Source organism: Kyrpidia spormannii (assembly GCF_002804065.1).
GTDB lineage: Bacteria > Bacillota > Bacilli > Kyrpidiales > Kyrpidiaceae > Kyrpidia > Kyrpidia spormannii.
The window spans coordinates 2,715,486-2,740,602 of the sequence record NZ_CP024955.1; the positions used below are offsets into that span (position 1 = coordinate 2,715,486).

At 53.2% G+C, this 25,117-nt stretch carries 14 protein-coding genes and 1 CRISPR repeat array; of the genes, 10 read left to right on the forward strand and 4 right to left on the reverse strand.

Going from position 1 to position 25,117, the window contains the following annotated elements; translation table 11 throughout:
* Positions 1-513: 513 nt before the first annotated feature.
* On the reverse strand, positions 514-831 hold the full coding sequence (locus CVV65_RS16585) for a hypothetical protein (RefSeq protein WP_133121310.1): 318 nt from the start codon (positions 829-831) through the stop codon (positions 514-516).
* A gap of 277 nt (positions 832-1,108) precedes the next feature.
* Between CVV65_RS16585 and CVV65_RS13550 the strand changes: the two genes are divergently transcribed.
* Complete coding sequence (locus CVV65_RS13550; RefSeq protein WP_100668582.1) at positions 1,109-1,450, forward strand: hypothetical protein; 342 nt, start codon at positions 1,109-1,111, stop codon at positions 1,448-1,450.
* A gap of 120 nt (positions 1,451-1,570) precedes the next feature.
* Here the strand turns inward: CVV65_RS13550 and CVV65_RS13555 are convergent, their stop codons facing one another.
* From CVV65_RS13555 to CVV65_RS13565, 3 genes are all read right to left on the reverse strand, one after another.
* Entirely contained in the window at positions 1,571-1,843 is a 273-nt protein-coding gene (locus CVV65_RS13555) for a hypothetical protein (protein ID WP_133121311.1), read from the reverse strand.
* Positions 1,844-2,092: 249 nt separating this feature from the next.
* Positions 2,093-3,454, reverse strand: a complete 1,362-nt coding sequence (locus CVV65_RS13560; protein WP_157935531.1) for a CRISPR-associated endonuclease Cas1 — start codon at positions 3,452-3,454, stop codon at positions 2,093-2,095.
* A gap of 2 nt (positions 3,455-3,456) precedes the next feature.
* Entirely contained in the window at positions 3,457-4,545 is a 1,089-nt protein-coding gene (locus tag CVV65_RS13565) for a hypothetical protein (protein WP_100668585.1), read from the reverse strand.
* Between the two features lie 209 nt (positions 4,546-4,754).
* On the opposite strand from CVV65_RS13565, the gene CVV65_RS13570 reads away from it, so the two are divergent.
* From CVV65_RS13570 to istA, 9 genes are all read left to right on the forward strand, one after another.
* Positions 4,755-5,027: a hypothetical protein gene (locus tag CVV65_RS13570; protein WP_133121312.1), complete on the forward strand. Its 273-nt coding sequence runs from the start codon at positions 4,755-4,757 to the stop codon at positions 5,025-5,027.
* 523 nt (positions 5,028-5,550) lie between these two features.
* Positions 5,551-5,760: a hypothetical protein gene (locus tag CVV65_RS13580; RefSeq protein WP_100668588.1), complete on the forward strand. Its 210-nt coding sequence runs from the start codon at positions 5,551-5,553 to the stop codon at positions 5,758-5,760.
* 88 nt (positions 5,761-5,848) lie between these two features.
* Positions 5,849-6,256: a hypothetical protein gene (locus tag CVV65_RS13585; protein ID WP_100668589.1), complete on the forward strand. Its 408-nt coding sequence runs from the start codon at positions 5,849-5,851 to the stop codon at positions 6,254-6,256.
* Positions 6,257-6,302: 46 nt separating this feature from the next.
* Entirely contained in the window at positions 6,303-6,767 is a 465-nt protein-coding gene (locus CVV65_RS13590) for a hypothetical protein (protein ID WP_100668590.1), read from the forward strand.
* Positions 6,767-8,122, forward strand: coding sequence for an SNF2-related protein (locus tag CVV65_RS13595; RefSeq protein WP_100668591.1), 1,356 nt, complete (start codon positions 6,767-6,769; stop codon positions 8,120-8,122). Before CVV65_RS13590 ends, CVV65_RS13595 begins: the two co-directional genes overlap by 1 nt.
* On the forward strand, positions 8,119-8,472 hold the full coding sequence (locus CVV65_RS13600) for an HNH endonuclease (RefSeq protein WP_100668592.1): 354 nt from the start codon (positions 8,119-8,121) through the stop codon (positions 8,470-8,472). The genes CVV65_RS13595 and CVV65_RS13600 overlap by 4 nt, the downstream gene beginning before the upstream one ends.
* Positions 8,472-12,476: a hypothetical protein gene (locus CVV65_RS13605; protein WP_100668593.1), complete on the forward strand. Its 4,005-nt coding sequence runs from the start codon at positions 8,472-8,474 to the stop codon at positions 12,474-12,476. The genes CVV65_RS13600 and CVV65_RS13605 overlap by 1 nt, the downstream gene beginning before the upstream one ends.
* 469 nt (positions 12,477-12,945) lie before the next feature.
* Positions 12,946-13,263, forward strand: a complete 318-nt coding sequence (locus CVV65_RS16590; RefSeq protein ID WP_133121310.1) for a hypothetical protein — start codon at positions 12,946-12,948, stop codon at positions 13,261-13,263.
* A 750-nt stretch (positions 13,264-14,013) separates the two neighbouring features.
* A CRISPR array of direct repeats spans positions 14,014-23,550; the repeat unit is 30 nt; unit sequence GTTTCCATTCCTCATAGGCACGCTACGAAC.
* A 99-nt stretch (positions 23,551-23,649) separates the two neighbouring features.
* A complete protein-coding gene (gene istA / locus CVV65_RS13615) occupies positions 23,650-25,104 on the forward strand; it encodes an IS21 family transposase (protein WP_157935348.1) in 1,455 nt (484 codons plus the stop codon).
* The last annotated feature ends 13 nt before the right edge of the window (positions 25,105-25,117 follow it).

Here is a 25,117-nt window from a genome sequence, read left to right on the forward strand (position 1 = left end):
TAGTCCTATCCCCCTATATTCACAATTGTATCAGCATCCCACACAATTCCATCCCTCTCCGTTTTCGCAATTGTAGCCACATCTCACACAATTCCCCTTCCTATCCCGCCCATATGTCGGCAACATGTCTCCAATATTCCCGCATCATGTTGTCCGTCTCTCATGGACTACAATTATACGTTCGCCACCCCGGGAACCGCCGCCCAAGGGGACTACCGCCGCCCCCGGCTCGCCCCCGGGGACAACCGACCGGACACCCCCCGCCCCGGGAATCCCCGTCGAATCCTCCGCCACCCCAACCTATTTCCATAATCCGTAAACCCTTCCATTTCTACCGGCCCATCTGAGGCATGAAAAAAGGGCGGGGAATATCCTCATACCCCCGCCACCGAATCGCCCCCGTCTCCGCCCGCCCCTAGCGGTCCCCCGGGGACAACCCGCCGGACATGATCCTGTCGCCCGTTTCCCCCGCCCGACCAATGGAGACCGCCCCGGGAATACCAGTCCGGTCCCCTACAGCCCAGCGATCCAGGGCGGTCCCAACAATCTCCTACGGTCCAGGGCAATCCCATGTCCCCCAGGGCAACCCGGCATGATTCTGCCACCGTCCGCCCACTCCCGGGCAATCCCACGGCATATCAATCCGCCCGCCACCGCCCCGCCCACTCCCGCCCCGTGAACCGCCGCCCAGGGCCGTCCCTGTCGCATTCGTCTCCGCCGATCTCGAGTTTTCCCGCCCCGGATAGCGGCAACATAGCGACACCCCGCCAGCATGATACCGGCAAAATAGCGGCATTCCCGTCCACTCCGCCCCGGGACACCCCAGGCCACCCCACGGCAACCCACGGCAGACCACGCCGGGAACCGCCGCCCCGGCTTACTTTCGTGCGGTGAAGTGGGAAAGGAAGAGGGCAAAAGAAAAAAATCCAGCCGGTGCCGGGGGAGGTAAGGGGATTAAACCCACTAAAACTATCGTTTAGACCTGGACTAGATTCTAGAGCCCTTTTTGGGGTAATATGTTTATGGAGTTACGGAAATCAACCAAGATTGACATCTTAAACTTGCCGATATTTACAGGTCTCACATTCCCAATGAGGAGGTAAGACATTTGGAGAAGTACGATATTTTATTTCTCGTTCCTCGTGAACAGGCTGAAGGAATTTATAAGGATAAACCAGATTCTATCGACGTACTTGTATGGAAATCACAAAACTGGATAGACTATACTATATTCGGATTGAACATTTTACAGCATCTTGAGTGGCTGTATCAGACATATTTGTCACTTAGAAAGGTGAAGTATACGGGAAAAGAGATTAAAATAATTCGATATGATGATCGAACTGAACTAAACTTAAATAATTATAGTTTAGATGAAATAACCCCTGAACTAATTACAAGTTTATTTAATCAACTAGGCAACGATACCAGTAAGAATCAATCGCCGTAATAGAAAATCTTATTCCAAGATCTGTGACCGGCAGGATGTTTACTGGAAACATTGCCAGCGTTTATTTACTTCCGACGATTTTTCTTGGCCTCTACGGGGCGTGAAGAAAATGAGAATTGGTTATTTCTTGTACATACTTTCAATGATCAAATGGTCCATAGGATCATTTTCTTTTTTCCATCTATGCAAGTATTCTATCACCTCGTCAGGAGTATCAAAGTACATCACTAAATTGGGGTCAGTTTCTTTATTATTCCATAAAGCATAATCTCCCTCTGGTAAGATTGTAATATACCATGTTTTGGAGTCATCATGGGCGATTTCAAAAGAATTTTGTTCCAAACTTTCAACCCCTAAGAAACCTAACGCCTTTGCCAAACGTCCTTTGCTCATTTTTCGTTTCCTCCCCAAAATGATTGGTGTTTCAAACATTAGATATAGAGCAAGAGCAAACAGGATGATGTATATGACATCAGCGGTGTGCGACCAAAGGATAAAATCATCCATTTACTGCCCATTCCCTCTCTTCTCTGTTAACTAAATTCTCGATGTCCGTACCACATAAGATAGATACGACAATTAAACCGACAATCCTCTCTGGCTGATAATTATGTTGTCACATCCAAGGCACCCGGACGGGGATTAACCGCCCGCCCGGTGCCGCCGGTATTTCGTCCGAAAATACTCCTGGCACTTCGAACAGTATTTCGGGCTTGTCTTGTTGTGGTGCATCGTAGTCGGATAATCCATCGGCCCGCCGCACTGGATACACCGCCCTGCCTTCTCCCGCTCTTTCCGGTACCGCCGCTGTTTCTCCCGGTCCCGGCACCGGTAGGAACAGTACATTTGTTTCGGGTTGTTTGGGATAAATTCGCGGTCGCAGTCGCTTGCCGCACATATGCGGGCGGTACCCGGCTTGCTTTCATTTTTGGCATCCTTCTGTTCATACTCCCGGATCGGAACGGGCAAAAACTCCAAACCGTCCGGGCGTTTTATGCGTACTGTCGTCGGTACGGCAGGCGGTGCGGCGGGCGATTTCAAGACCTCCGCCAATGGTTCGACAATACGTTCAAACCGTCCCCGGACCTCTTTCGTCGCCACCCGGTCATGCCACTGCCGGGCAAAATCCGGGTTTAAGACGCATGTTCCGTCCGATTTGTAGATGAAGGATTCCACGCGGGCGTATAATCCCGGTTCACCCGGTTTCATGAATGCGGAAAACACCGCCCGGTCAATGATCGGGCGAACCGGTTCCACCACATCATAGACCAGTGACGGGCGGGTGGCGTGGTACGCATGAAGCAGGGGAATGTCCGGGTCTATCCGGTATTCGACGATCACCCGCCGGGCGAGACCGGCGAGAATCGTATAGGCATAGTTCAGCGTGGCGTGAAACGGTGACACCGCTCGCCGTGGTGTCCCCGTCTTCGGGGACGAGCGGGGGCCGACGGTCTGCCAGTCACGGGACGGAACCCGAGACGGGCGGTCAAACCGAATCGGGATACCAGCGACACAACCCCAGTAGACCGCCGCCGCCCGGGCTTCCACCAACCGCAGGGCGTCCAAGCTGTCCGGTTCCGCTTCGACGGGGACCGCCGGACATTCCTCAATGATACCGGCCTGTGCAAGCCACTGGAGTACCCTCCATTCGCCCGCAATTTTGGCTTCGATCATGGGCCGGGCCAGGGCCAACCGTTCCCATTCGCCCATTCGGGCCTGCCGAGCTTTCGTGTGGGCGGACACATGCCCGGCGGGAATGACTTCGGCCTGTATTTCCGCGTGTTCGTCAATCACCGTGAACGCCACCCCGTGCCGGTTCAGCCATTCAAACACGTCGAACGAGAGGGAACCGCCCCAGCAGGAAACGATGATGTGGTCCACGTCCGGGCGGCTTGCTTCAAATACCGTCCGGCGGTTGAACTTCGATCCGAACCGTTCCGTGACCACTAGATTCCCGCGTTCCACGCTCAACCCCACCATGCCCACGGCCCTGTAGATACGCATGGTCATTCCCCCGTTTCCGGTTCAGGAAATTGAATGCGTTCCAATGCCATGCGGCGGTATGTCTCCCATACCTTTTCTCGCGTGAACCCCATGCGTTTTCTCCCTTTTTCATACGCCCGGCGGTCGGTGCGGTTAAGTGCCCGACGGGTGGAATCCATCACAAATAACGTCCAAACATAATTTTCGAATTCTGTAATGTCCTCATTGAACGTTTGGAAAATCACCCCTGCTGTCTGTTTCGCAAGCGGATGCCCAAGCCATAAAGACAAGATCGAATTAGTGACAATATCTTCCATGTATAATTTCCATTCGCGTAACGGCAGTTTTCCAAGGAATCGTATCAATTCGTCCGGCGTTTCCAGTTTGGCAATCTTTTGAAACACAGTTAAACCCTCTTTTTTTACGTCCTGCTTGATTTTTTCCGTCGTTTCCCCGGTCAATGCCGCAATTTGTTCGAAATTCCCGGTCAAATATTCACCGGTAAACCGGTCGAAATCTTTTTCCCATATAGTTTCAATTGGGAATTCGTTTAATTGCTCCTGCATCTTTTTTGCCGTCTTTCCCTGTGTACGATGTTCGGCGACATATTGAACCAATTCGTCCATATCCCGAGTTTCTCCCGGATCATTAGCAATAAGCGGTGGATATTCCATATCATGTTTCATCTTTTCATACCGTTTTTCAAGCATCGAAACAATGGTTTGCATCATCAATTCCCATCCGGCGTCAGTCAACGGAAATCCGCCATGCAAGGCCAGAATCACCGCATACGCCCCGTCTCCCAGGGCTTTCGACAGATAGGGTGGGGTATCGTCTGCCCGCCATTGGTAATAATCCGCCAAAATGGACAGCCGGGCGGCGGTTTCGGCGGATTCGATAGCGTCCACGCCCTTCCGCCCATGCCGAATATGCCGAATCGGGCTTTCTATGATTCCCAGGTTCGCCCATCTCATGAACAACCGTCGGTTGCCTTCGAACCCAAAAACGTTTGTCGGGCGGCTTTCGGTCAACAGTTTTCGGGAGTACTCGGGAAGGATGGGGGATTTTAATACCGCTTTTACTGTTTTCCGTCTCGTTTTTCCTTTAACCATGCGGATTTTCGCCCCTTTTGAACAATGAAATATATTCACATTGTAACGTGTAAGCAAAAACGTGTCAAGCGGGTTTTCTCGTTATCCAAAAAAAGTTTTATGCCCGTGAATCCTTGATATAACTGGTTTTTTTGAAAGTGGGACATATTATGTCCCGATTGGAAGGTGCATTGTAACGTTAGCATGGAAGACGGGGGGTGAACCCGAACATGGAGAGATTCGCGGTCTACTGGAAATGCCCACGGTGCGGCCTGGCCGTCCCCGACTGGCCGACGGTGCCGCAACCGAACCGGCGGAAATTCATTTGGGCACATGCGGAATCCCATATTGTCCCGGGCGACCGGGTGCCGCCGGTGGAGTCTTCGAAAGACCGGGGATACCAGCGGCGGCGGCGGTACGAACAAAAATTGCAGGAATGGATCAATGGCGGGTTTACGCATATCGGGGAACCGCCGAAAAAAGGGGAGGAAACCATGCCATAATCCGAAATTCATAGTTTCAACTTACCGCGCTATGGCATAGCACACAAAGTTTATATTTTCAACTAACAATGAAATACTTTAGCATTGTAAGTTGAAAACTCCATAATAGGTAACTATTGACAAAAGTATGCTAGCGTGATAGAGTGACACCAAACTACGAGAAAGGAATGATCCACATATGAACACGTTCAACGAAGAATATGTGACAACCAACGAATTCGCTAGGCTCTTGGGGGTGTCCGTTCCGTGGTTTCGACAAATTCAACGTGGAAACTTCAAAGGACCGAAACCGCCGGAACCGGCTGTCAAGATGTCGAAACTCTATCTTTGGAAAAAAGAGGATGCCGAAGCCTATGCGGAAAAATATCGCCGGTACAAAGAACGCATGAATCATTGGGAGGCGAGCGAATCATGAGTCAACACGTGGCGGGGATCATCGTTGAAATTACGTCTATGATCGCTGTCATTCACCTTGGCTTGCAAGCATTCAGCAGGCGACGGCGATAGACGGGGAGGGATGCGGATGGAATGGACGGCGACGCGAATTCAGCTTCATGCCATGCGGAGGAAACTCTGCCGGATGCTGGACGAGTGCGACCCGTGCGAACACCAGGAATATCCACAGTGCATGAAATGTGTTCACGGGAACCGCATGCGGGAACTCATGAACGAAATCATGAAGACGCAAAAGCGGGACCGGGAAGAGCGGAGGATGCTTATGTCCGGGACATGATCGTCCTGCATGAAAAAAAATACCCGGACGCCACCCGGGATGAATTGGTGAAAATCTACCACCAACGATTGAAGGGGAGGAAATCAAATTGAGTAAACCCAAGAAAAAACCACAAACGGGCGGCGTTACGCGAATCAAAGCGGCCTGCGGACACTTAATTTCCTATCCTGCGGCGTGGAATATACTCGCCAATGAAATGAACCGGGCGTTTATTACAGTGTGCGGTTGCGAATGTGGAAATGGGCATGCAATTATCGTCCAAAAATCTGGGATTGACATTGTGACCTCAGACAACCCATTACGGCTTGTAGCTACATTGGACAAGATTCCTGTTCATGAAGAAGTTTGGGTGGATGAAAGCGGAATTCTACCCTTTAAGTCTACTGCAAACAAAAAGCTCATCCATCAATTTATGAGTCGGTTGTCTAAAATCGGCCCTCCATTAACCGGGAAGGAAAAAAGAACCCGCGAACTCACAAAGCAATTTTTTCAATGATATTGGATTGTGAGTTTCTTGGGATATGGAAAGGCAGGTGTGACGCATGGCTAAAACAAAACCCGGTTGGTTTGCTCCAAAATACCAAACCTTTGAAGACTGGGCGGTGGCCCAAAAGAACACGAATTCGGCGTATTTCAAACGAATCGCCCGGGCACATGCCCGGTATCCCAAGGCAACCCTTTCCGAGTTGCGGGGACACGGGAAACCAACTGGCCCTCGCATGTGGATGATAACGGAAGACGGAAAGACCAGCGGTGTACAACCTAAAAACTTCAAAGAACGTAGCAAAATCGGGACGTATTGGAATGATCTCCATAATGCGTTAAACGCGAAAGACGAACAAACCGTAAAGGAATTCAAGCGGAAATACAACCGGAAAACATGGACCGATGTTTCTGGGCAAAAACACCGGTTCAATACCGACATCGAAGGTGACATTTATTGGCTTCAACTATCCGGTGAACTGCGTTTCGGCGAATCCATTTACGTCGCGGAGGTGCCTGCCTAATGAATAAAGCCTTACATCAGCATTATAACACGACGACAACATGCGGGCAAAATAAAAATCGTCCGCCGATGGAACACCAAAAAATAGCCATCGAAACCCTGCGAAAAATGAAATTTGCATTGCTTGCCTATGACATGGGTCTTGGAAAAACGAAAATCCTCATTAATTCCGTGCAATTATTGCCGGTCCCGAAAGCCATTGTCGTCACGAAAGCCGCGCTGTTATCCCATTGGAAAAATGAATGCGACGTGGAAAATATTTCGGCTTGGGTTGTTCGCGGAACAAAATCAAATGGTTCCGTTTCCAGTATTTCCGAATTCAATGAATGCCATTCCGGTATTTTGCTCATGTCTTTTGAAACGATTACGGCATTGGTCGAAACCGTAAATCGAATTTTGGCAAAACCCGTGCAGTTGATTGTAGACGAATCGCACTTGATTACGAATCCACGGGCAAAACGGACATGGACTTTGTGGAAATTACGAAAATCCGGCGTGTGGCTGTCCACGGGAACCCCGATCATGAACGATGTCGAAGACCTGTTCCCGACTGTCACCCTGTTGAACGTGTGGCGGGGAACCCTGGCGGATTTCCGCCAAGAATTCGAATATCTTGCGTATACGATCACGACGGAATATGGGGATGAAATCGACATTTGGGAACCCCAGGACGACGCCCTGGAACGGCTTCACCGGATGCTGGCACCCGTCACCCTTCGCATGACGGCGGATCATTTGAAACCGACACTCTACATCCGCTGTGTCGAATTCCATGAGGACCCTATCACAGTCGAAAAGGCGGAATCCGACTGCCGTTTGGAGGAACTTACTAACTGGCGGGTAGCCTATGCGGACCCGGACAAAAACACGGCCCGGTATGAATTGCTCTTGTCCCTGCTTGAAACCCATGCCGGGAACTCGGTCATGATCGTAACGTCTTTTGAGACGGTGGCCCGCCGGTTGTCCGAACGGCTTCAGGACGGCGGGAAACGGGTGGGGATCATTTCCGGAAATGTCCCGGCGAAAAAGCGGGACGAGGCTGTCCGACGTGCCAATGCCGGGGAACTGGACGTGCTTTTGGTGGTGAACGCCGCCGGTCGGGAAGGGCTGAACCTGCCCGGGGTGCCGGTCATGGTCTTTTGGGACGGGGACTGGACGGACGCCGGGCATCGGCAGGTTATGGACCGCATTCGCCGTGTCACCAGCCGTCACCCGTTGGTCACGGTCTATGAACTCATGGGCACCCGGGCACCGGACTCCTATTTGAAACGAGTCCGGCAGGAAAAAGCGACGGTCGAACGGGCCTTTTGGGACGGGGTGCGGCTGTCCGCCGTGCGGGAGGGCGAACAAACATGAGTTGGGAAAGCCTCGGATGGAACTATGACGACATGACGGCCCGGCGGCGGATACGGCTGAAATCCCCGGCCCCGGAATGTTTTCTTTGCGGCGAACGAAACCCGCACACATTGGAAATCCATCATGTCGAAGGGAATCACCGGGGACCGACCGTGCTTTTGTGCCGGAACTGCCATGCCGTGGTCACGGCGAAACAGGTGGCGGGACTGGACGACCTGAAACGGTTGAAAGACTCCCGCCGGAAAGAAGTGGCCGGACTCATTCTCATGGCGGACGCCCTGGGGGACCGGTTGCGGATGCTGGCTGGGATGATCGCTGACAAGCTGGATGAAATCGGGAGAGAATCATGATGCCGAAGAAAACTGAGACGAAACCCAAAGGAATCCGGGAAGGGCTTTCGATCAGCACCCGGGCCTATACGGTCATTCGGGGCGGGGAGCAGGACAACAAAACGAAACCCCGCCGGGACTGGAACGAGTGGAATGCGGAGGAAACCCACCCGTTCGGGTATCGGATGCTCGTATTTGACACGGAAACCACAAGGGACAGTATCCAAAAGTTGCGGTTTGGTTTCGCCCGGGTGTACGAGTCGGGGAACGTGCTGAAACGGGTGGACGAAGTGGAAACCCCGATTCTCAAACGACACATTCTCTTCTACGCCGAAGACCTGCCGTCGGAGGAAATCCGCATGCTGAAAGACTACGCCCGGCAAAACGGTTCCATCGTGGTCATGACCTGGGATGAATTCGTGCGGGACGTGTTCATGAAAGAAATTTGCATACATGGTTCGGTCATCGTCGGTTTCAACGTGCCGTTCGACGTGTCCCGGATAGCCTGCGATGTCCAAACCTTTCAGCACGGCAAACACGTGGACGAATTCATTTTCGACATGACGGGAAGTGACTTCGATTACCGGGTTTCCATTCAATCCCTCAATTCGAAAGCGGCCTTCATTCGGCTTGTGCCGCCGCGAAACCAGACGAAGAAAAACGAATTCGGGGTAGGGCTTCAAGGGCGGTTCCTGGACGTGCGGACATTGATTTGGGCCTTGCACTCCCAGTCGGTGGACCTCAAACGGGCGTCCACGAAACTGTACAAGGTGAAGCATCCGAAACTGGACACCGACGAACACGGAAAAATGACGATGGAATATATCGAGTACGCCGACCGGGACCCACTCACGACCTTCGAAGTTGCGGTCGAAGCTTTGCGGGATTTTTATCGTCATCCGCTGGTGGACGCCCGGGGCGAACCCTTGGAACCCCATCGGATGTACAGTGCCGCCAGTGTCGGGAAAGCCTATTTCCGGGCGATGGGGATTCAACCGTTTCACGTCCAGAACCCTGACTTTCCGCCGGAAATCCTGGGGTATGTCATGGACACGTATTGCGGCGGGCGGGCGGAGTGCCATTATCGGCGGAAACCGGCGGTGGCCTGCCATACAGACGTTCAGTCCATGTACCCGTCGGTATTCGTGCTCCAAGGATTATGGGATTTTGTGACGGCGGACAAAATCCGATACGAACAGTGCGGGGAAGAGGTTGCCCGGTGGCTGGAAACCCTCACCCTGGACGAGATGCTGAAAAAAGAGACGTTCAAACGGTTGAATGTGATATGCGAAGTCATACCGGCGGGACATTGGTTGCCGACCAAAGCTGACTACGGCGGAAATTCGTTCAACATCGGGATCAACTATTTGGACCTCGGCGGGGTGTCGAAATGGTTTACCCTGGCCGACCTTGTGGCCTGCAAGCTGAAAACCGGCAAAGTGCCGAAAATCCTTCGGGCCTATCGGTTCATCCCGGAAGGGAAACAGGAAACCCTGCGGCCCGTCGCCCTGCTGGGGAATCCGGACCTTTTGATTGATCCGGCAAAAGACGATTTTTTCAAAACGGTTATCGAACTTCGGTTGAAATACAAAGCGATGAAAAAAGACCCGGAGGCCAATAAAATCCAGTACGGCCTGAAAATCCTCGCCAACAGCACCAGCTACGGCGTGTTCGTTGAACTGAACCGGGAAGAGTTGAAGGAAATGACGGAAGTGGATGTATACGGGATTGAACATGTGAAAACATGGACGGATACCGTCGAACGGCCCGGGACCTATTTCAACCCGATCATCGGAACGCTCATTACCGGCGGTGCCAGGATGATCCTGGGTATTATCCAATGTTTGGTCGAACAGGAGGGCGGAACCTATGCGTTCACCGATACGGACAGCATGTGCGTCATTGATTTGCGGACGGACGACCTCACCAAACAAGACCCGTATGCCATAGCCAAAAAGGTGTCGGAGAAATTAAAATGCCTGTACCCATACCGGCAGGAACCGGGCAAGGAAAAATCCCTGTTGGGACTTGAGGACGTGAATTTTATCGACGGGGAATATCGCCCGCTTTACGTGGTGGCGATCAGTGCGAAACGCTATGTCTTGTTTCGCGTGGTGGGCGGGCAATTGAAATTTTGGAAGGAAACCCGAAAATTCCCGGTTGTGCAGGGGAGATTGCGGACGTGGAAACAGGACGGGAAAACCCTCGTCAAGCGGACGGGACGCAAACCAAAATTGAAAAAACGGGGCAAAACGGAATGGGGCAAGTATACGGAACACGGTTTGGGACATTTGATGCAACCGTACCCGAAACCGGAAATGACCAAAGAGGATTTTGAACGGGACCTGTGGAAATTCGTGGTGGACGATGTGTTGCGAAATCATCCGGTGCCCGGATATACGCCCCCCCAAAAAAGAGTGTACCCGGATTATGCGGACCTCCCGATTATGGGACAATTCAGCATTACGAAACCCCGGTTATACCATATGGTGGAACGGGAGAAGGGGAAACCCTATGCGGACAGCGTGAAACCGTTCGGTTTTTTGACTGTGGCTTATCAACAATTGAAAAGCCTGCCCATGTTTTTCTATGATTACCACCCGAAGACAATCGACCGCTACTATTGCCGCCGGGACCGGGCAATTGCAAACGGCCCATGTAATGCGAAGGCCATTTGCCAGTACCGCGACAAATGTTTGTCGGGACTGGAACCGTCGCCGGTGACGGCGTATATGGACGACGTGCGGTTGTGGGATACGGTGCAGTGGCGGGATCGGGCGACTTTGGAACCGATGGACATTCGCCCGGTGCCGCCGCTCCCGCCTGATACGATCATGGGGGACGTGATCGAAGTCCCGCCCATATCCGGGGTATATGTGCAAACGTATCGGATTTTGTTCGAGGAATACGGGATTCATCCCGAATCGAAGTACGACGACGAACGGGGAAGACCATGCATGCCCTATACCGCCGGTCTCCTGTACCCGACGTATGTCCGGGCGAAGGAAATCCGGATGCAGGGAAAAGTCACCCATACTGTGTATGTCGAAGAAGAAAATGAGGCAAGCGGATTGCCCGACGACCGCTTGACGCCGATTCTTGATTATGGCGTCAAACCTGTCGAACCCGTTCCCGACCCGGCGGCGGAGTTGTGGAACACGTTGCGGGAAAAAATCCGCGAAACCAAGGGGAAACGAAAATTGGCGGGGCAGTTGGAAATTACGTATGACCAATTAAAGCGACTTATGAATGGAACCCGGAACCCGTCGCCGAAATTGTTATCACGCATGGCGGCCCATTTCGGGATCGAAAACAGCGTGGCAAACAAGAAAGACGCCCGGGGACCGAAAGCATTGGAAACGCCGAAAAATACGGTGTACCCGGTCGGTTATTTGGCGACCCAAGGAGTTAACCCGGATGAAATGAAACAGATATTCCCCGGTACGTTCATGGAATTGTACGGCGTGGAATATGTGGTGCATACGCCGGAAACGAAAAAATACGTGGAAACCATTCGGGCCGAACAGCGTAAAAGACAAACCCGCGAAATGATCGACGTGTTGATAAATGGAAAAATCTCGGCAATCAACACGTCCAACCCTGGGAAACCCGCATGGATTCGCCCGGATGATATTTTGTGGGTATTCGCGGAAAAAACGGTTGGACGAAAAACTTGGATTTTGGCGGTCTTAACGAAAACAGGGGAAATCATGGTGATTAAACAAACGGACGGGCAAAACCAATATTTTTTCCAAGCGGGATTTTTGCCAAAGGCATCTCAACTGCCGCAGGACAAGTATAACGAAATCACCAAAAACGGATACCGGAAAATATGGACCAAACGGGTGCGGTACGTGTCACGCTTCGACGGGACCGGGTGGTGTCCGAATATCAAGTTTGAGGCGGCATGCAAATTGTATCAACTGAGGAAAACGGACCTGGAGGGGGTGAGGCGGGACAAAACAGGACGGCTTCATGCGGCGGATGTGTTGGAAATTGCCGCCGAAAAATACCGGGAAAGATGAAGACATTTCCTTTCACGCTTCACCGTGATAAAGTGAAAGTGGGGTGGTCCGATTGCAAGGGGTAAAAGCACCGACGTTAAAACGAACGGTTTTTGAATGCTTGGCATGTCATACGGTGCGGACGGTGGAATCTTTGGGAGTGGTTATATGGGGACCGAAGTGCCAGACATGCGGGAAACCAATGAAGCGACTTTGATTGCCCGGGCATGGGTGGAAGACGGGATGATTCGGTGCCTACCGCAGATGTGTGAGGCAGGAGGCATGCCGTGCCCAAGATTGGAGTTATGCCATATTGTCCGAGTCACACTAGATAGGGTACAATCATGCCGGACAGAGCGAAACGGTGAAGGGGCATGACTCCCCGCCCTTCGGGGCGGCCTTTTTGTTTCCTTCTTCCTTTCCCACTTCACCGCACGAAAGTAAGCCGGGGCGGCGGTTCCCGGCGTGGTCTGCCGTGGGTTGCCGTGGGGTGGCCTGGGGTGTCCCGGGGCGGAGTGGACGGGAATGCCGCTATTTTGCCGGTATCATGCTGGCGGGGTGTCGCTATGTTGCCGCTATCCGGGGCGGGAAAACTCGAGATCGGCGGAGACGAATGCGACAGGGACGGCCCTGGGCGGCGGTTCACGGGGCGGGAGTGGGCGGGGCGGTGGCGGGCGGATTGATATGCCGTGGGATTGCCCGGGAGTGGGCGGACGGTGGCAGAATCATGCCGGGTTGCCCTGGGGGACATGGGATTGCCCTGGACCGTAGGAGATTGTTGGGACCGCCCTGGATCGCTGGGCTGTAGGGGACCGGACTGGTATTCCCGGGGCGGTCTCCATTGGTCGGGCGGGGGAAACGGGCGACAGGATCATGTCCGGCGGGTTGTCCCCGGGGGACCGCTAGGGGCGGGCGGAGACGGGGGCGATTCGGTGGCGGGGGTATGAGGATATTCCCCGCCCTTTTTTCATGCCTCAGATGGGCCGGTAGAAATGGAAGGGTTTACGGATTATGGAAATAGGTTGGGGTGGCGGAGGATTCGACGGGGATTCCCGGGGCGGGGGGTGTCCGGTCGGTTGTCCCCGGGGGCGAGCCGGGGGCGGCGGTAGTCCCCTTGGGCGGCGGTTCCCGGGGTGGCGAACGTATAATTGTAGTCCATGAGAGACGGACAACATGATGCGGGAATATTGGAGACATGTTGCCGACATATGGGCGGGATAGGAAGGGGAATTGTGTGAGATGTGGCTACAATTGCGAAAACGGAGAGGGATGGAATTGTGTGGGATGCTGATACAATTGTGAATATAGGGGGATAGGACTATGGGCCTATGGGGTTAATTGTGTGAAAATTATATGGCTATTTTTTGGATAGGGTGAGATGGGAGGGCATGGATGGGGTGGCATGGAAATGGGTGGAAGGTGGTGGGATGGGGTGAGATGGGAGAAGGTGGAAGCTGTGGGGATGGGTGGACACATGCAAGAATTGTGCCAATCCATATTTTGGTGGGTGACTCTGATCGCCTCCCCTTTACGCTAGCCCCGCGCCGTTGCACAGCTGGTTTCCATTCCTCATAGGCACGCTACGAACTCCGAAGTGATCGCCCACGAGAAGGGGAATGATGTAGTTTCCATTCCTCATAGGCACGCTACGAACCAGGAGTTTGTTTGTCAGCACAGCCGCGCTGCCGGCGTGTTTCCATTCCTCATAGGCACGCTACGAACGATCCGGGCCCGGCGGCATGAGCCTGTGGAGAGGGGGGAAGTTTCCATTCCTCATAGGCACGCTACGAACGCAGCTCCCGGACATCGTCGTCCATCGGCGGGTTCTGGTTTCCATTCCTCATAGGCACGCTACGAACGCGGCTTCGGTCTGCGTCATCTCGGCTTCACCTCCTTTGTTTCCATTCCTCATAGGCACGCTACGAACGGGGTTGATGGTGGTGGAGATTGAGTTGATGCGGAAGATGTTTCCATTCCTCATAGGCACGCTACGAACCCCCGGGCTGGATGGCCGCCAGCGCAGCCGCAACGAAGTTGTTTCCATTCCTCATAGGCACGCTACGAACTACCGCGAATGCGCTTGGATCGATGATGTCGCCCCGGGTTTCCATTCCTCATAGGCACGCTACGAACTTCACATCCTGCAACGTTTTTCCAGTGATAGCCAGGGTTTCCATTCCTCATAGGCACGCTACGAACTTATATATGCCGTTCAATGACTCATAACCGACGTTGTTTCCATTCCTCATAGGCACGCTACGAACTGCGGAAACGTGGAAAGCGCATTGTAGTACAACCGAGTTTCCATTCCTCATAGGCACGCTACGAACAGTTGAATGGAAGACCGTTGACTATATTTACTATATGGAGTTTCCATTCCTCATAGGCACGCTACGAACCATGATTTATCTGAAGATGATATAGAAGAAATTGAAGATGTTTCCATTCCTCATAGGCACGCTACGAACCCATATTAGTCCACTCCTATGGCTTGCATCATATTGTGTTTCCATTCCTCATAGGCACGCTACGAACTGGCGGACATCGTGAACGACGATTGGCATGGTTGGAAAAAGGTTTCCATTCCTCATAGGCACGCTACGAACGCTGGGCGGATATCGAGGCGGAGGCGAATGCGGTCCGCCGGTTTCCATTCCTCATAGGCACGCTACGAACAACGATGTCCTCGAAATCGACGCCTTTTTTCCTCGCGTTTCCATTCCTCATAGGCACGCTACGAACATCCCAAAAAATCACCCCATACCGCGAGGTCGGCTCAAGTTTCCATTCCTCATAGGCACGCTACGAACTCGGAAGATCTCCGCATGCCGTACAAGCCATGGCGGTTTCCATTCCTCATAGGCACGCTACGAACAATAGCGCAGGATATAGCTCCCGCGCCTCTTCCTCGTGTTTCCATTCCTCATAGGCACGCTACGAACTATCTCTGGCTTTGTAGCATACGGTCGCCGGGGAACGGCGTTTCCATTCCTCATAGGCACGCTACGAACGCTGGCCGAGGCGCTGACTGTAAAGGGAGTCAAAATTTAGTTTCCATTCCTCATAGGCACGCTACGAACGCGGATAAACGACGAAAGTTTGAAAGATATGAGATTCGTTTCCATTCCTCATAGGCACGCTACGAACTGATCTTAAAAAACGTAGTAAAAATATGTATGAGTTGTCGGTTTCCATTCCTCATAGGCACGCTACGAACCCATGTCTTTCCTGCTGCTATTGTTGCCATACCAACATGTTTCCATTCCTCATAGGCACGCTACGAACGAACCAACGTCATTTTACGTATATACAGAACATGAAAAGTTTCCATTCCTCATAGGCACGCTACGAACGCCAAACCAATCTCCGGATGAACGGGAAGCGAATGAAGCGTTTCCATTCCTCATAGGCACGCTACGAACGGGAGAGAGTGGAGGGAGATGACTGGCATAATGTTTTGAAGTTTCCATTCCTCATAGGCACGCTACGAACCTTTAGATAGTAGAAAGGCTTTCCAAGCTGATGCACACCGTTTCCATTCCTCATAGGCACGCTACGAACTTCGATAAATGCCTGATCAAGTTTTTTATTAGAAAGAGTTTCCATTCCTCATAGGCACGCTACGAACCCGAGCGGGCAGACAAGAAGCGGCTATCCGAGCTTCGATGGTTTCCATTCCTCATAGGCACGCTACGAACCATACATTCCCAGTTTACTCTGTCCAGATATTCCCAGTGTTTCCATTCCTCATAGGCACGCTACGAACTGGGGCGCAACTCCTGGGCCGCGAATATACGTTCTCGCGTTTCCATTCCTCATAGGCACGCTACGAACTTTTCACGCAAATGACACCGGGTACGCCCGAGTGGTGTTTCCATTCCTCATAGGCACGCTACGAACCCACCCCTGGGTGGACGCCCCGAAGGGCGTTTCGGCTGTTTCCATTCCTCATAGGCACGCTACGAACACCAACGACACTGGGGAACAGACGGGGACGATGCCGAAGTTTCCATTCCTCATAGGCACGCTACGAACCGCTTGCACCAGTTCGATCGCGGCGGGAGAAATGGCGTCCGTTTCCATTCCTCATAGGCACGCTACGAACAGCGATATAGTCATCGTGCGTACCCGCCAGGGAGAGGTTTCCATTCCTCATAGGCACGCTACGAACGAGATGCAAATTAAACTTCGAGTCTTGAAAGCAATCGTTTCCATTCCTCATAGGCACGCTACGAACAGTACCCATAGGTACCGAGTATCGTGCGGCTTGCGTGTTTCCATTCCTCATAGGCACGCTACGAACCCTGTGCGCGATGAGCGCCTGGACGGTCTCGGGGGAGTTTCCATTCCTCATAGGCACGCTACGAACTTGACGTGATCGTCCCTAACTCGCACGGCACCCCGAGGTTTCCATTCCTCATAGGCACGCTACGAACCGGCAGGCGACGAAATTTTACGGACGTGGCGGTCGGAAGTTTCCATTCCTCATAGGCACGCTACGAACAATCAGGCTCATGCGGCGTATCTTCTCAGCGTGCACATGTTTCCATTCCTCATAGGCACGCTACGAACGCAGACGTCCGGAATTGCAGACCTCTTCAAAGACCGTGTTTCCATTCCTCATAGGCACGCTACGAACACCGAGGATGATGTTTCGCTGTTAGCTCGCTTCTTAGTTTCCATTCCTCATAGGCACGCTACGAACGCTGGCGGCACTGTTTGATGTGGAGGAATTCCTGGTTGCGTTTCCATTCCTCATAGGCACGCTACGAACTCGTCGCCGACGATGGCGAGAGGGTGACGGTGGATGGCGTTTCCATTCCTCATAGGCACGCTACGAACGTCGGACGAGAAACTGCGCAGCCTCGTCTCTCGCATGCACGTTTCCATTCCTCATAGGCACGCTACGAACGTCGCCGACGATGGCGAGAGGGTGACGGTGGATGGCGTTTCCATTCCTCATAGGCACGCTACGAACCACAGCGAGGCCGTCTTCCTCGCGGACGTCGACGGGCCTGGTTTCCATTCCTCATAGGCACGCTACGAACGTCGGACGAGAAACTGCGCAGCCTCGTCTCTCGCATGCACGTTTCCATTCCTCATAGGCACGCTACGAACAACCGACTCCGGATCCTGAACCGACACCGCCGCCGGGTTTCCATTCCTCATAGGCACGCTACGAACATCCCGGTTTTATCGGTCCTATCGTCGATTTATTGGGTTTCCATTCCTCATAGGCACGCTACGAACCCTCTTTGATCCGTTATTGGTGATTGGTGGGATTGTCAAGTTTCCATTCCTCATAGGCACGCTACGAACAGTGCCCAAGCTGTGTCCTTTGCTCCTGAATTTCCTTAGTTTCCATTCCTCATAGGCACGCTACGAACATGGTGGTGGCGGACATCCTGTCCGGCGTGTCGACTCCTGGTTTCCATTCCTCATAGGCACGCTACGAACGTGCGGCTCCACAAGATGTAACGCCGTCCACCGCGCCGGTTTCCATTCCTCATAGGCACGCTACGAACCGGGAGCATCGGGGAAATTCGCGAGATGCTGACGGAAATGTTTCCATTCCTCATAGGCACGCTACGAACGAAAACTTGCCCCGTAGCCGACATGATAGATTTCGTGTTTCCATTCCTCATAGGCACGCTACGAACCTTCTCCTCGCCGTACCCTCCGGCGCGAATCGTGATTTGTTTCCATTCCTCATAGGCACGCTACGAACCGGCCATCGCCGAGGTCGAGGGTGGCCTCGACCTCGTGTTGGTTTCCATTCCTCATAGGCACGCTACGAACCCAGGGAACACACAGCCGGAGGCAACGAACCAGAGCGGTTTCCATTCCTCATAGGCACGCTACGAACACCCGGGGAGACGGTCGAAGTGAAACTTCAGGGCGCTTTGTTTCCATTCCTCATAGGCACGCTACGAACCCGATATGCGTGATCGTCCCCCAGTTGGCAGTGGCGAGTTTCCATTCCTCATAGGCACGCTACGAACAATCGTGATTTCCATTTGCTTCCCTCTCTCCCTTCGTGGGTTTCCATTCCTCATAGGCACGCTACGAACGCGTGAACTTGCTCGAGTATGAAACGCAGGCCGTGGTGTTTCCATTCCTCATAGGCACGCTACGAACTCCTGGGCACCTGACCGGCGCGACGCTGTTCGACATCTAGTTTCCATTCCTCATAGGCACGCTACGAACCCCATAGAACCCGCGCCGCAAGTGCAGACAGCGAGTGGTTTCCATTCCTCATAGGCACGCTACGAACCTTCGCAGAGGCCACGTCCTGCGCCCCGCCCTGCTTTTGTTTCCATTCCTCATAGGCACGCTACGAACGTACCCATCTCCGGACTGCTCGCCCTTTCCCCGGCCGGTTTCCATTCCTCATAGGCACGCTACGAACAACCCAGGAAAGCGGGCGTCACAAGCGTCACATCGGCGGTTTCCATTCCTCATAGGCACGCTACGAACCACTTCGGGATGGAAACAACAATCTGTTGAATATTCCGAGTTTCCATTCCTCATAGGCACGCTACGAACGATATGCGATGGTCCAGTGGAAACCGCATACCGGAGTTTCCATTCCTCATAGGCACGCTACGAACTGTTGCCTGTATTCGGCGGGGCTGGTTAGAGCATGGTTTCCATTCCTCATAGGCACGCTACGAACTTCAGCACCCATGTATGCAGAAAACCGAGCTAACGTTTGTTTCCATTCCTCATAGGCACGCTACGAACTACGCCCGCCCGCCATGCAGTCGCCGCGCACGCGGAGAGTTTCCATTCCTCATAGGCACGCTACGAACTTCCGGCCTCTTTGTCCTCTTCCTGTGGTTCGGTGCCATGTTTCCATTCCTCATAGGCACGCTACGAACGAGGTTTCCTTCCACGACGTAGGCCGCCGATTCGTGGTGTTTCCATTCCTCATAGGCACGCTACGAACTCGAGGCCAGCCTGCACGACAACCAGGGCATCTGGGACAGGTTTCCATTCCTCATAGGCACGCTACGAACGAATGAACACCGGCTCATACTGCGGATTGTCGGCAGTGTTTCCATTCCTCATAGGCACGCTACGAACGTCTGCGAATACGTTGTTGTGCCAGGGATGTCCGTCCCGTGTTTCCATTCCTCATAGGCACGCTACGAACCGAAAACTCTTCGGGCACCACCTCCCCAAGAAAATGCTTGTTTCCATTCCTCATAGGCACGCTACGAACACGTCGAAAATAATGCGTTTTAACATTTCCTCTTCTTTCCGTTTCCATTCCTCATAGGCACGCTACGAACGTGATCTTGGCACTGGTCGGAGGCGGACTGCTCTATTTGGGTTTCCATTCCTCATAGGCACGCTACGAACCTGTACCACAGCCGCCCGCGGGAGGGACAATTTTGAATTAGTTTCCATTCCTCATAGGCACGCTACGAACGTCTGGTCAGGTAGATTTGAGATTAGCACAATCCGGTTTCCATTCCTCATAGGCTCGCTACGAACCCGGGGACCTTGCGACGGGGTCACATGATGGCACTTGGTTTCCATTCCTCATAGGCACGCTACGAACCCACGCTGGAGTTTGTGGCCGCCGATCCCTACGCCTATGGGTTTCCATTCCTTATAGGCACGCTACGAACGCGTGAGCTGAACAGTCGGGTACTCGCACGCCAAGTGCAGGTTTCCATTCCTCATAGGCACGCTACGAACGACGTCCCTGCGCAACCGCCTGGTGCAAGGCCTCGAGAAGTTTCCATTCCTCATAGGCACGCTACGAACGACCGGCTCGTAGTAGAAGTTCACGCTGTTCTGACGTTTCCATTCCTCATAGGCACGCTACGAACCCACTGGATCTCCGAGGTCCCGGTCACTTTGACAAGCGTTTCCATTCCTCATAGGCACGCTACGAACTTCCAGATCGTGCGCGTCGAGGATGTAAGGTCGGAGTTTCCATTCCTCATAGGCACGCTACGAACCAGGAAAAAGCCATTGATTGGCGTGGTTCCCTGGTTTTTGTTTCCATTCCTCATAGGCACGCTACGAACCACGCGGCGGCGCTCATCCTCGCCGGCCTCTGGATGTTTCCATTCCTCATAGGCACGCTACGAACTCGGTTTTTGGCTCACGAAAGCGCCACCGTGAAACAGGTGTTTCCATTCCTCATAGGCACGCTACGAACCAATCAGGCGAAGGCAAACTATTTTCTGAGTGTTCACAGTTTCCATTCCTCATAGGCACGCTACGAACAAAAATTCTTTGATCCCCTGCCAGTGCGTGATGACGAGGGTTTCCATTCCTCATAGGCACGCTACGAACATATCCACACCCATCCGCGCAGTTCGTCGTTCTCTGATGGTTTCCATTCCTCATAGGCACGCTACGAACCGGGGCTGACAGTGACCGACAGCTCGAACGCCGAGCGCGGTTTCCATTCCTCATAGGCACGCTACGAACATGATGTCTTTCCCGTACCTGAACACCCGCCCCCGGTGTTTCCATTCCTCATAGGCACGCTACGAACCTGCCAGTGCTGAACGATAAGAAGCGGGATGCCGATGTTTCCATTCCTCATAGGCACGCTACGAACCCCGTATGTCTCCGCACAGAACTCGATCACTTGCTGTTTCCATTCCTCATAGGCACGCTACGAACGCGAACGGCGTGGTGCAGGCATTCGAGTGGCTGTAGTTTCCATTCCTCATAGGCACGCTACGAACGGAAGGACCTCGTGCAGCCCAGGCGTGTCATCGACATCAGGTTTCCATTCCTCATAGGCACGCTACGAACGGCCCAGGAACCCGGTGATTTGCTGCCAGTGCTGAACGAGTTTCCATTCCTCATAGGCACGCTACGAACAGCGCGATCCGGCTTCTGATCCAGACACTCGTGATGTTTCCATTCCTCATAGGCACGCTACGAACGGGGCAGATCCGGTTGGGTTCGTCATGACTAACTGGTTTCCATTCCTCATAGGCACGCTACGAACGTGTTGTTTAGGAAAATTTTCCCGGATACATAGAGTTCGTTTCCATTCCTCATAGGCACGCTACGAACGCGGGAAGCAGGCCAGTGATATTATCAATGCGTCTGGTTTCCATTCCTCATAGGCACGCTACGAACCCAACTGAAGGGAGGCGCCGGAAAGTGAAAGATATTGCGTTTCCATTCCTCATAGGCACGCTACGAACGATGTAGGCTTCCTTGAAAGTCGCAGCCTTTTTGCCTCGAGTTTCCATTCCTCATAGGCACGCTACGAACAATCGCCGACGCCAACGCATCCACCGAATCAGGTGTGTTTCCATTCCTCATAGGCACGCTACGAACACCCGTAAACCGCTTGAAAATCTTGTACCCAAGAAAGATCGGTTTCCATTCCTCATAGGCACGCTACGAACTCCCTCGACGGCGAAGCCATTCAACCATAGCCTTAGGGTTTCCATTCCTCATAGGCACGCTACGAACGTATCCGAACGCGCTTTTTTTCTGCCCAGCTCTCCGCAGTTTCCATTCCTCATAGGCACGCTACGAACGGCGTAAACCGAATTATTCTGCATGGGCAAAAGACCAAGGTTTCCATTCCTCATAGGCACGCTACGAACTGGGCTCCTCCGGTCCAGGCTCTGCATCTCCCCCTTGTTTCCATTCCTCATAGGCACGCTACGAACAGTAGCACGTGAACGGTATGACCGAAACTAACCTCGTCTAGTTTCCATTCCTCATAGGCACGCTACGAACCCATCCCGGTTTTATCGGTCCTATCGTCGATTTATTGGGTTTCCATTCCTCATAGGCACGCTACGAACTGTCGACATCGCCCGCGCTGGCTTGTGTGTTGACATAGTTTCCATTCCTCATAGGCACGCTACGAACGCGGCGGAGTGCCGTCGACACTTACCGTAGACACGGCAGTTTCCATTCCTCATAGGCACGCTACGAACTCCACGCCCGCCCGACAGGACCGAGGGTGCGCATTCAGAGTTTCCATTCCTCATAGGCACGCTACGAACTCCGAACGATCCGCAATTGTATGGCTACCTGGTGTCTCAGTTTCCATTCCTCATAGGCACGCTACGAACGGGGATGGGCAATATATCATGATACAAACGGAAATTTTGTGTTTCCATTCCTCATAGGCACGCTACGAACGCTCCCGGCAGTACATATCGTCATCATACAACCTGTTTCCATTCCTCATAGGCACGCTACGAACAGAGTGTAGGAGCGTTCGGACTGTGACCAGTCCGGCGGTTTCCATTCCTCATAGGCACGCTACGAACATGTGCAGGGTGCCCACTGCCAGCAGAAATTTCTCAGTCGTTTCCATTCCTCATAGGCACGCTACGAACGGTATCTGGACCTCGCTCGTGGGTCCTGGCATCCGAAGTTTCCATTCCTCATAGGCACGCTACGAACAAAAGGTACTTGACTTCTATGTGCATACGTGGTATACGTTTCCATTCCTCATAGGCACGCTACGAACTCGGCATTTGCCAGAAGCTCATCACGGGGATACTTGGGTGGTTTCCATTCCTCATAGGCACGCTACGAACCACTCGATCATGATGTGCGTGAGAGCTCTGAACCTGGTTTCCATTCCTCATAGGCACGCTACGAACACCACGAGGGTTGCCGTGGCCCGGCTGGCTAGGGGTGAATGTTTCCATTCCTCATAGGCACGCTACGAACAGCATAGATAGCGCGAAGTGGGAAACCAGCGGGACCGTTAGTTTCCATTCCTCATAGGCACGCTACGAACCCTGTTTGATGTTATCCCACGAATCTGCGACCATCTTTTGTTTCCATTCCTCATAGGCACGCTACGAACACTGACACATGGGCGGAGAAGAACGAGAGGATGCGGGGTTTCCATTCCTCATAGGCACGCTACGAACGCTGTACAAGGGAAAATTCTCAGAACCGGACCAAGAATAGTTTCCATTCCTCATAGGCACGCTACGAACTGACGTGACGCGGCGGTGGACAAAGACCGAGATGAAAGTTTCCATTCCTCATAGGCACGCTACGAACTCCGCCAGCGTGACAGATGCTGGAGCCGCGTTCGCGTCGGGTTTCCATTCCTCATAGGCACGCTGTTGATATACACTGAAAATGGACCCCAGATCGTCAGTGAAAATTGACCCCCACCAGATAGACTGGTACGCTCCTACTAATCTGAGTGGGAGCGGGGGAGAAAGGGTTGATCTCTATCGAGGATTGGACTGCGATTCGAGCACTCCATGCCCGCGGTGTCAGTATTAAGGCGATTGCGCGGCAACTGGGAATTTCGCGCAACACTGTGCGTCGTGCCTTGCGGGGAGACGATCCACCCAAGTATGTGCGAAAGAAGCCGTCGGCTCGGGCAACAGACCCATTCCTGGAGCACATTCGACAGATGTACGTGGAAAAACAATTGATCGGAACACGAATCTATGCGGAGTTGCAGAAGATGGGGTACCAAGGTTCACTTTCTGCGGTTCACCGGTGTCTGCAGCGGCTGAAGAAAGAACAGCCGCACACCGAAGTGCGGGTTCAGCGGATGGAGACGGCTCCAGGTGAACAAGCCCAGTTCGACTGGTCGGAGTACTCAGTAAAGATAGGAGGCAAGGAGGTCAAGGTATACGCGTACCGTTACATTCTCAGTTATAGTCGAATGCGATACACGCACTTTGCGCTGAATCAAACGCTGGAGACGGTCCTGGAAGCTCTGGAGTGCGGGATTCGCCACTTTGGCGGTGTGCCTGAGAGGGTGCTGATCGACAATGCCGGTCAAATGGTCGTGGATCATCGGCCGGATGGAGCTGTACGGTACCACCCGGAATTTCTCAAGGTCATGGGACTGTACCGGATGGACCCGTATGCATGCGCCCCGTACCGCGCCCAAACGAAGGGGAAAGTGGAACGGGCCTTCTATATGCTGGAACAGCATTTCCTCAAAGGGACGGAGTTCAAAGACTTTGAGGACCTCATTACCCAAGGGAAGTCCTTTGACGAATCGGAGAATCAGCGGGTGCACCGCCGGTTGGGACAAACCCCGTTGGAGCGGTTTGAGGCGGACCGGGCGGCTTTACGGCCCCTCCCCGAGCGCAGGTATGTCGACAGTGTGCGCGTCTTGCGCCGCGTCAGCAGAGACGGATACATCTCCGTCGATCACGTGGAATACTCGGTCCCGCCCTCCTACCTCGGCCGGGAGGTGTGGGTGACGCAACCCAGGGGGGCATATGTCGAGATGTACGGCCCAGACGGCACCTTCTTGTGTCGGCACGTCAAATCGAGAGACACCGGCTCGATCCACACGCTGCCCGAACACCAGGCGCCTCACCGGGAGCGTGTCTCGGTTCGTCAGCGATTCTGCGAGGTGTTTCCCAGCGGTGCGGCATTCTACCAAGGGCTCACCCGTCGGTATGCCCACAACGCTCGGTACCATGCCGCCCGCATCCTGGACATGCGCAGCACCTATAGCGACGAGTCTATTGAAATGGCCCTGAAGGAGGCCTTGGCTTACGGAGCCACGGACGAGAAGGTCGTGTTGAAACTGCTGGCCAACTACCCGACAAAACCGGCCGCCTCTTCGAGAAACGTCGAGGTCCAGGCGTTATCTCGGCGCGCCGACACCATTCGCCCGTTGTCCTACTACAGTCAACTGTTGCATTAACAAGGGGGAGTTC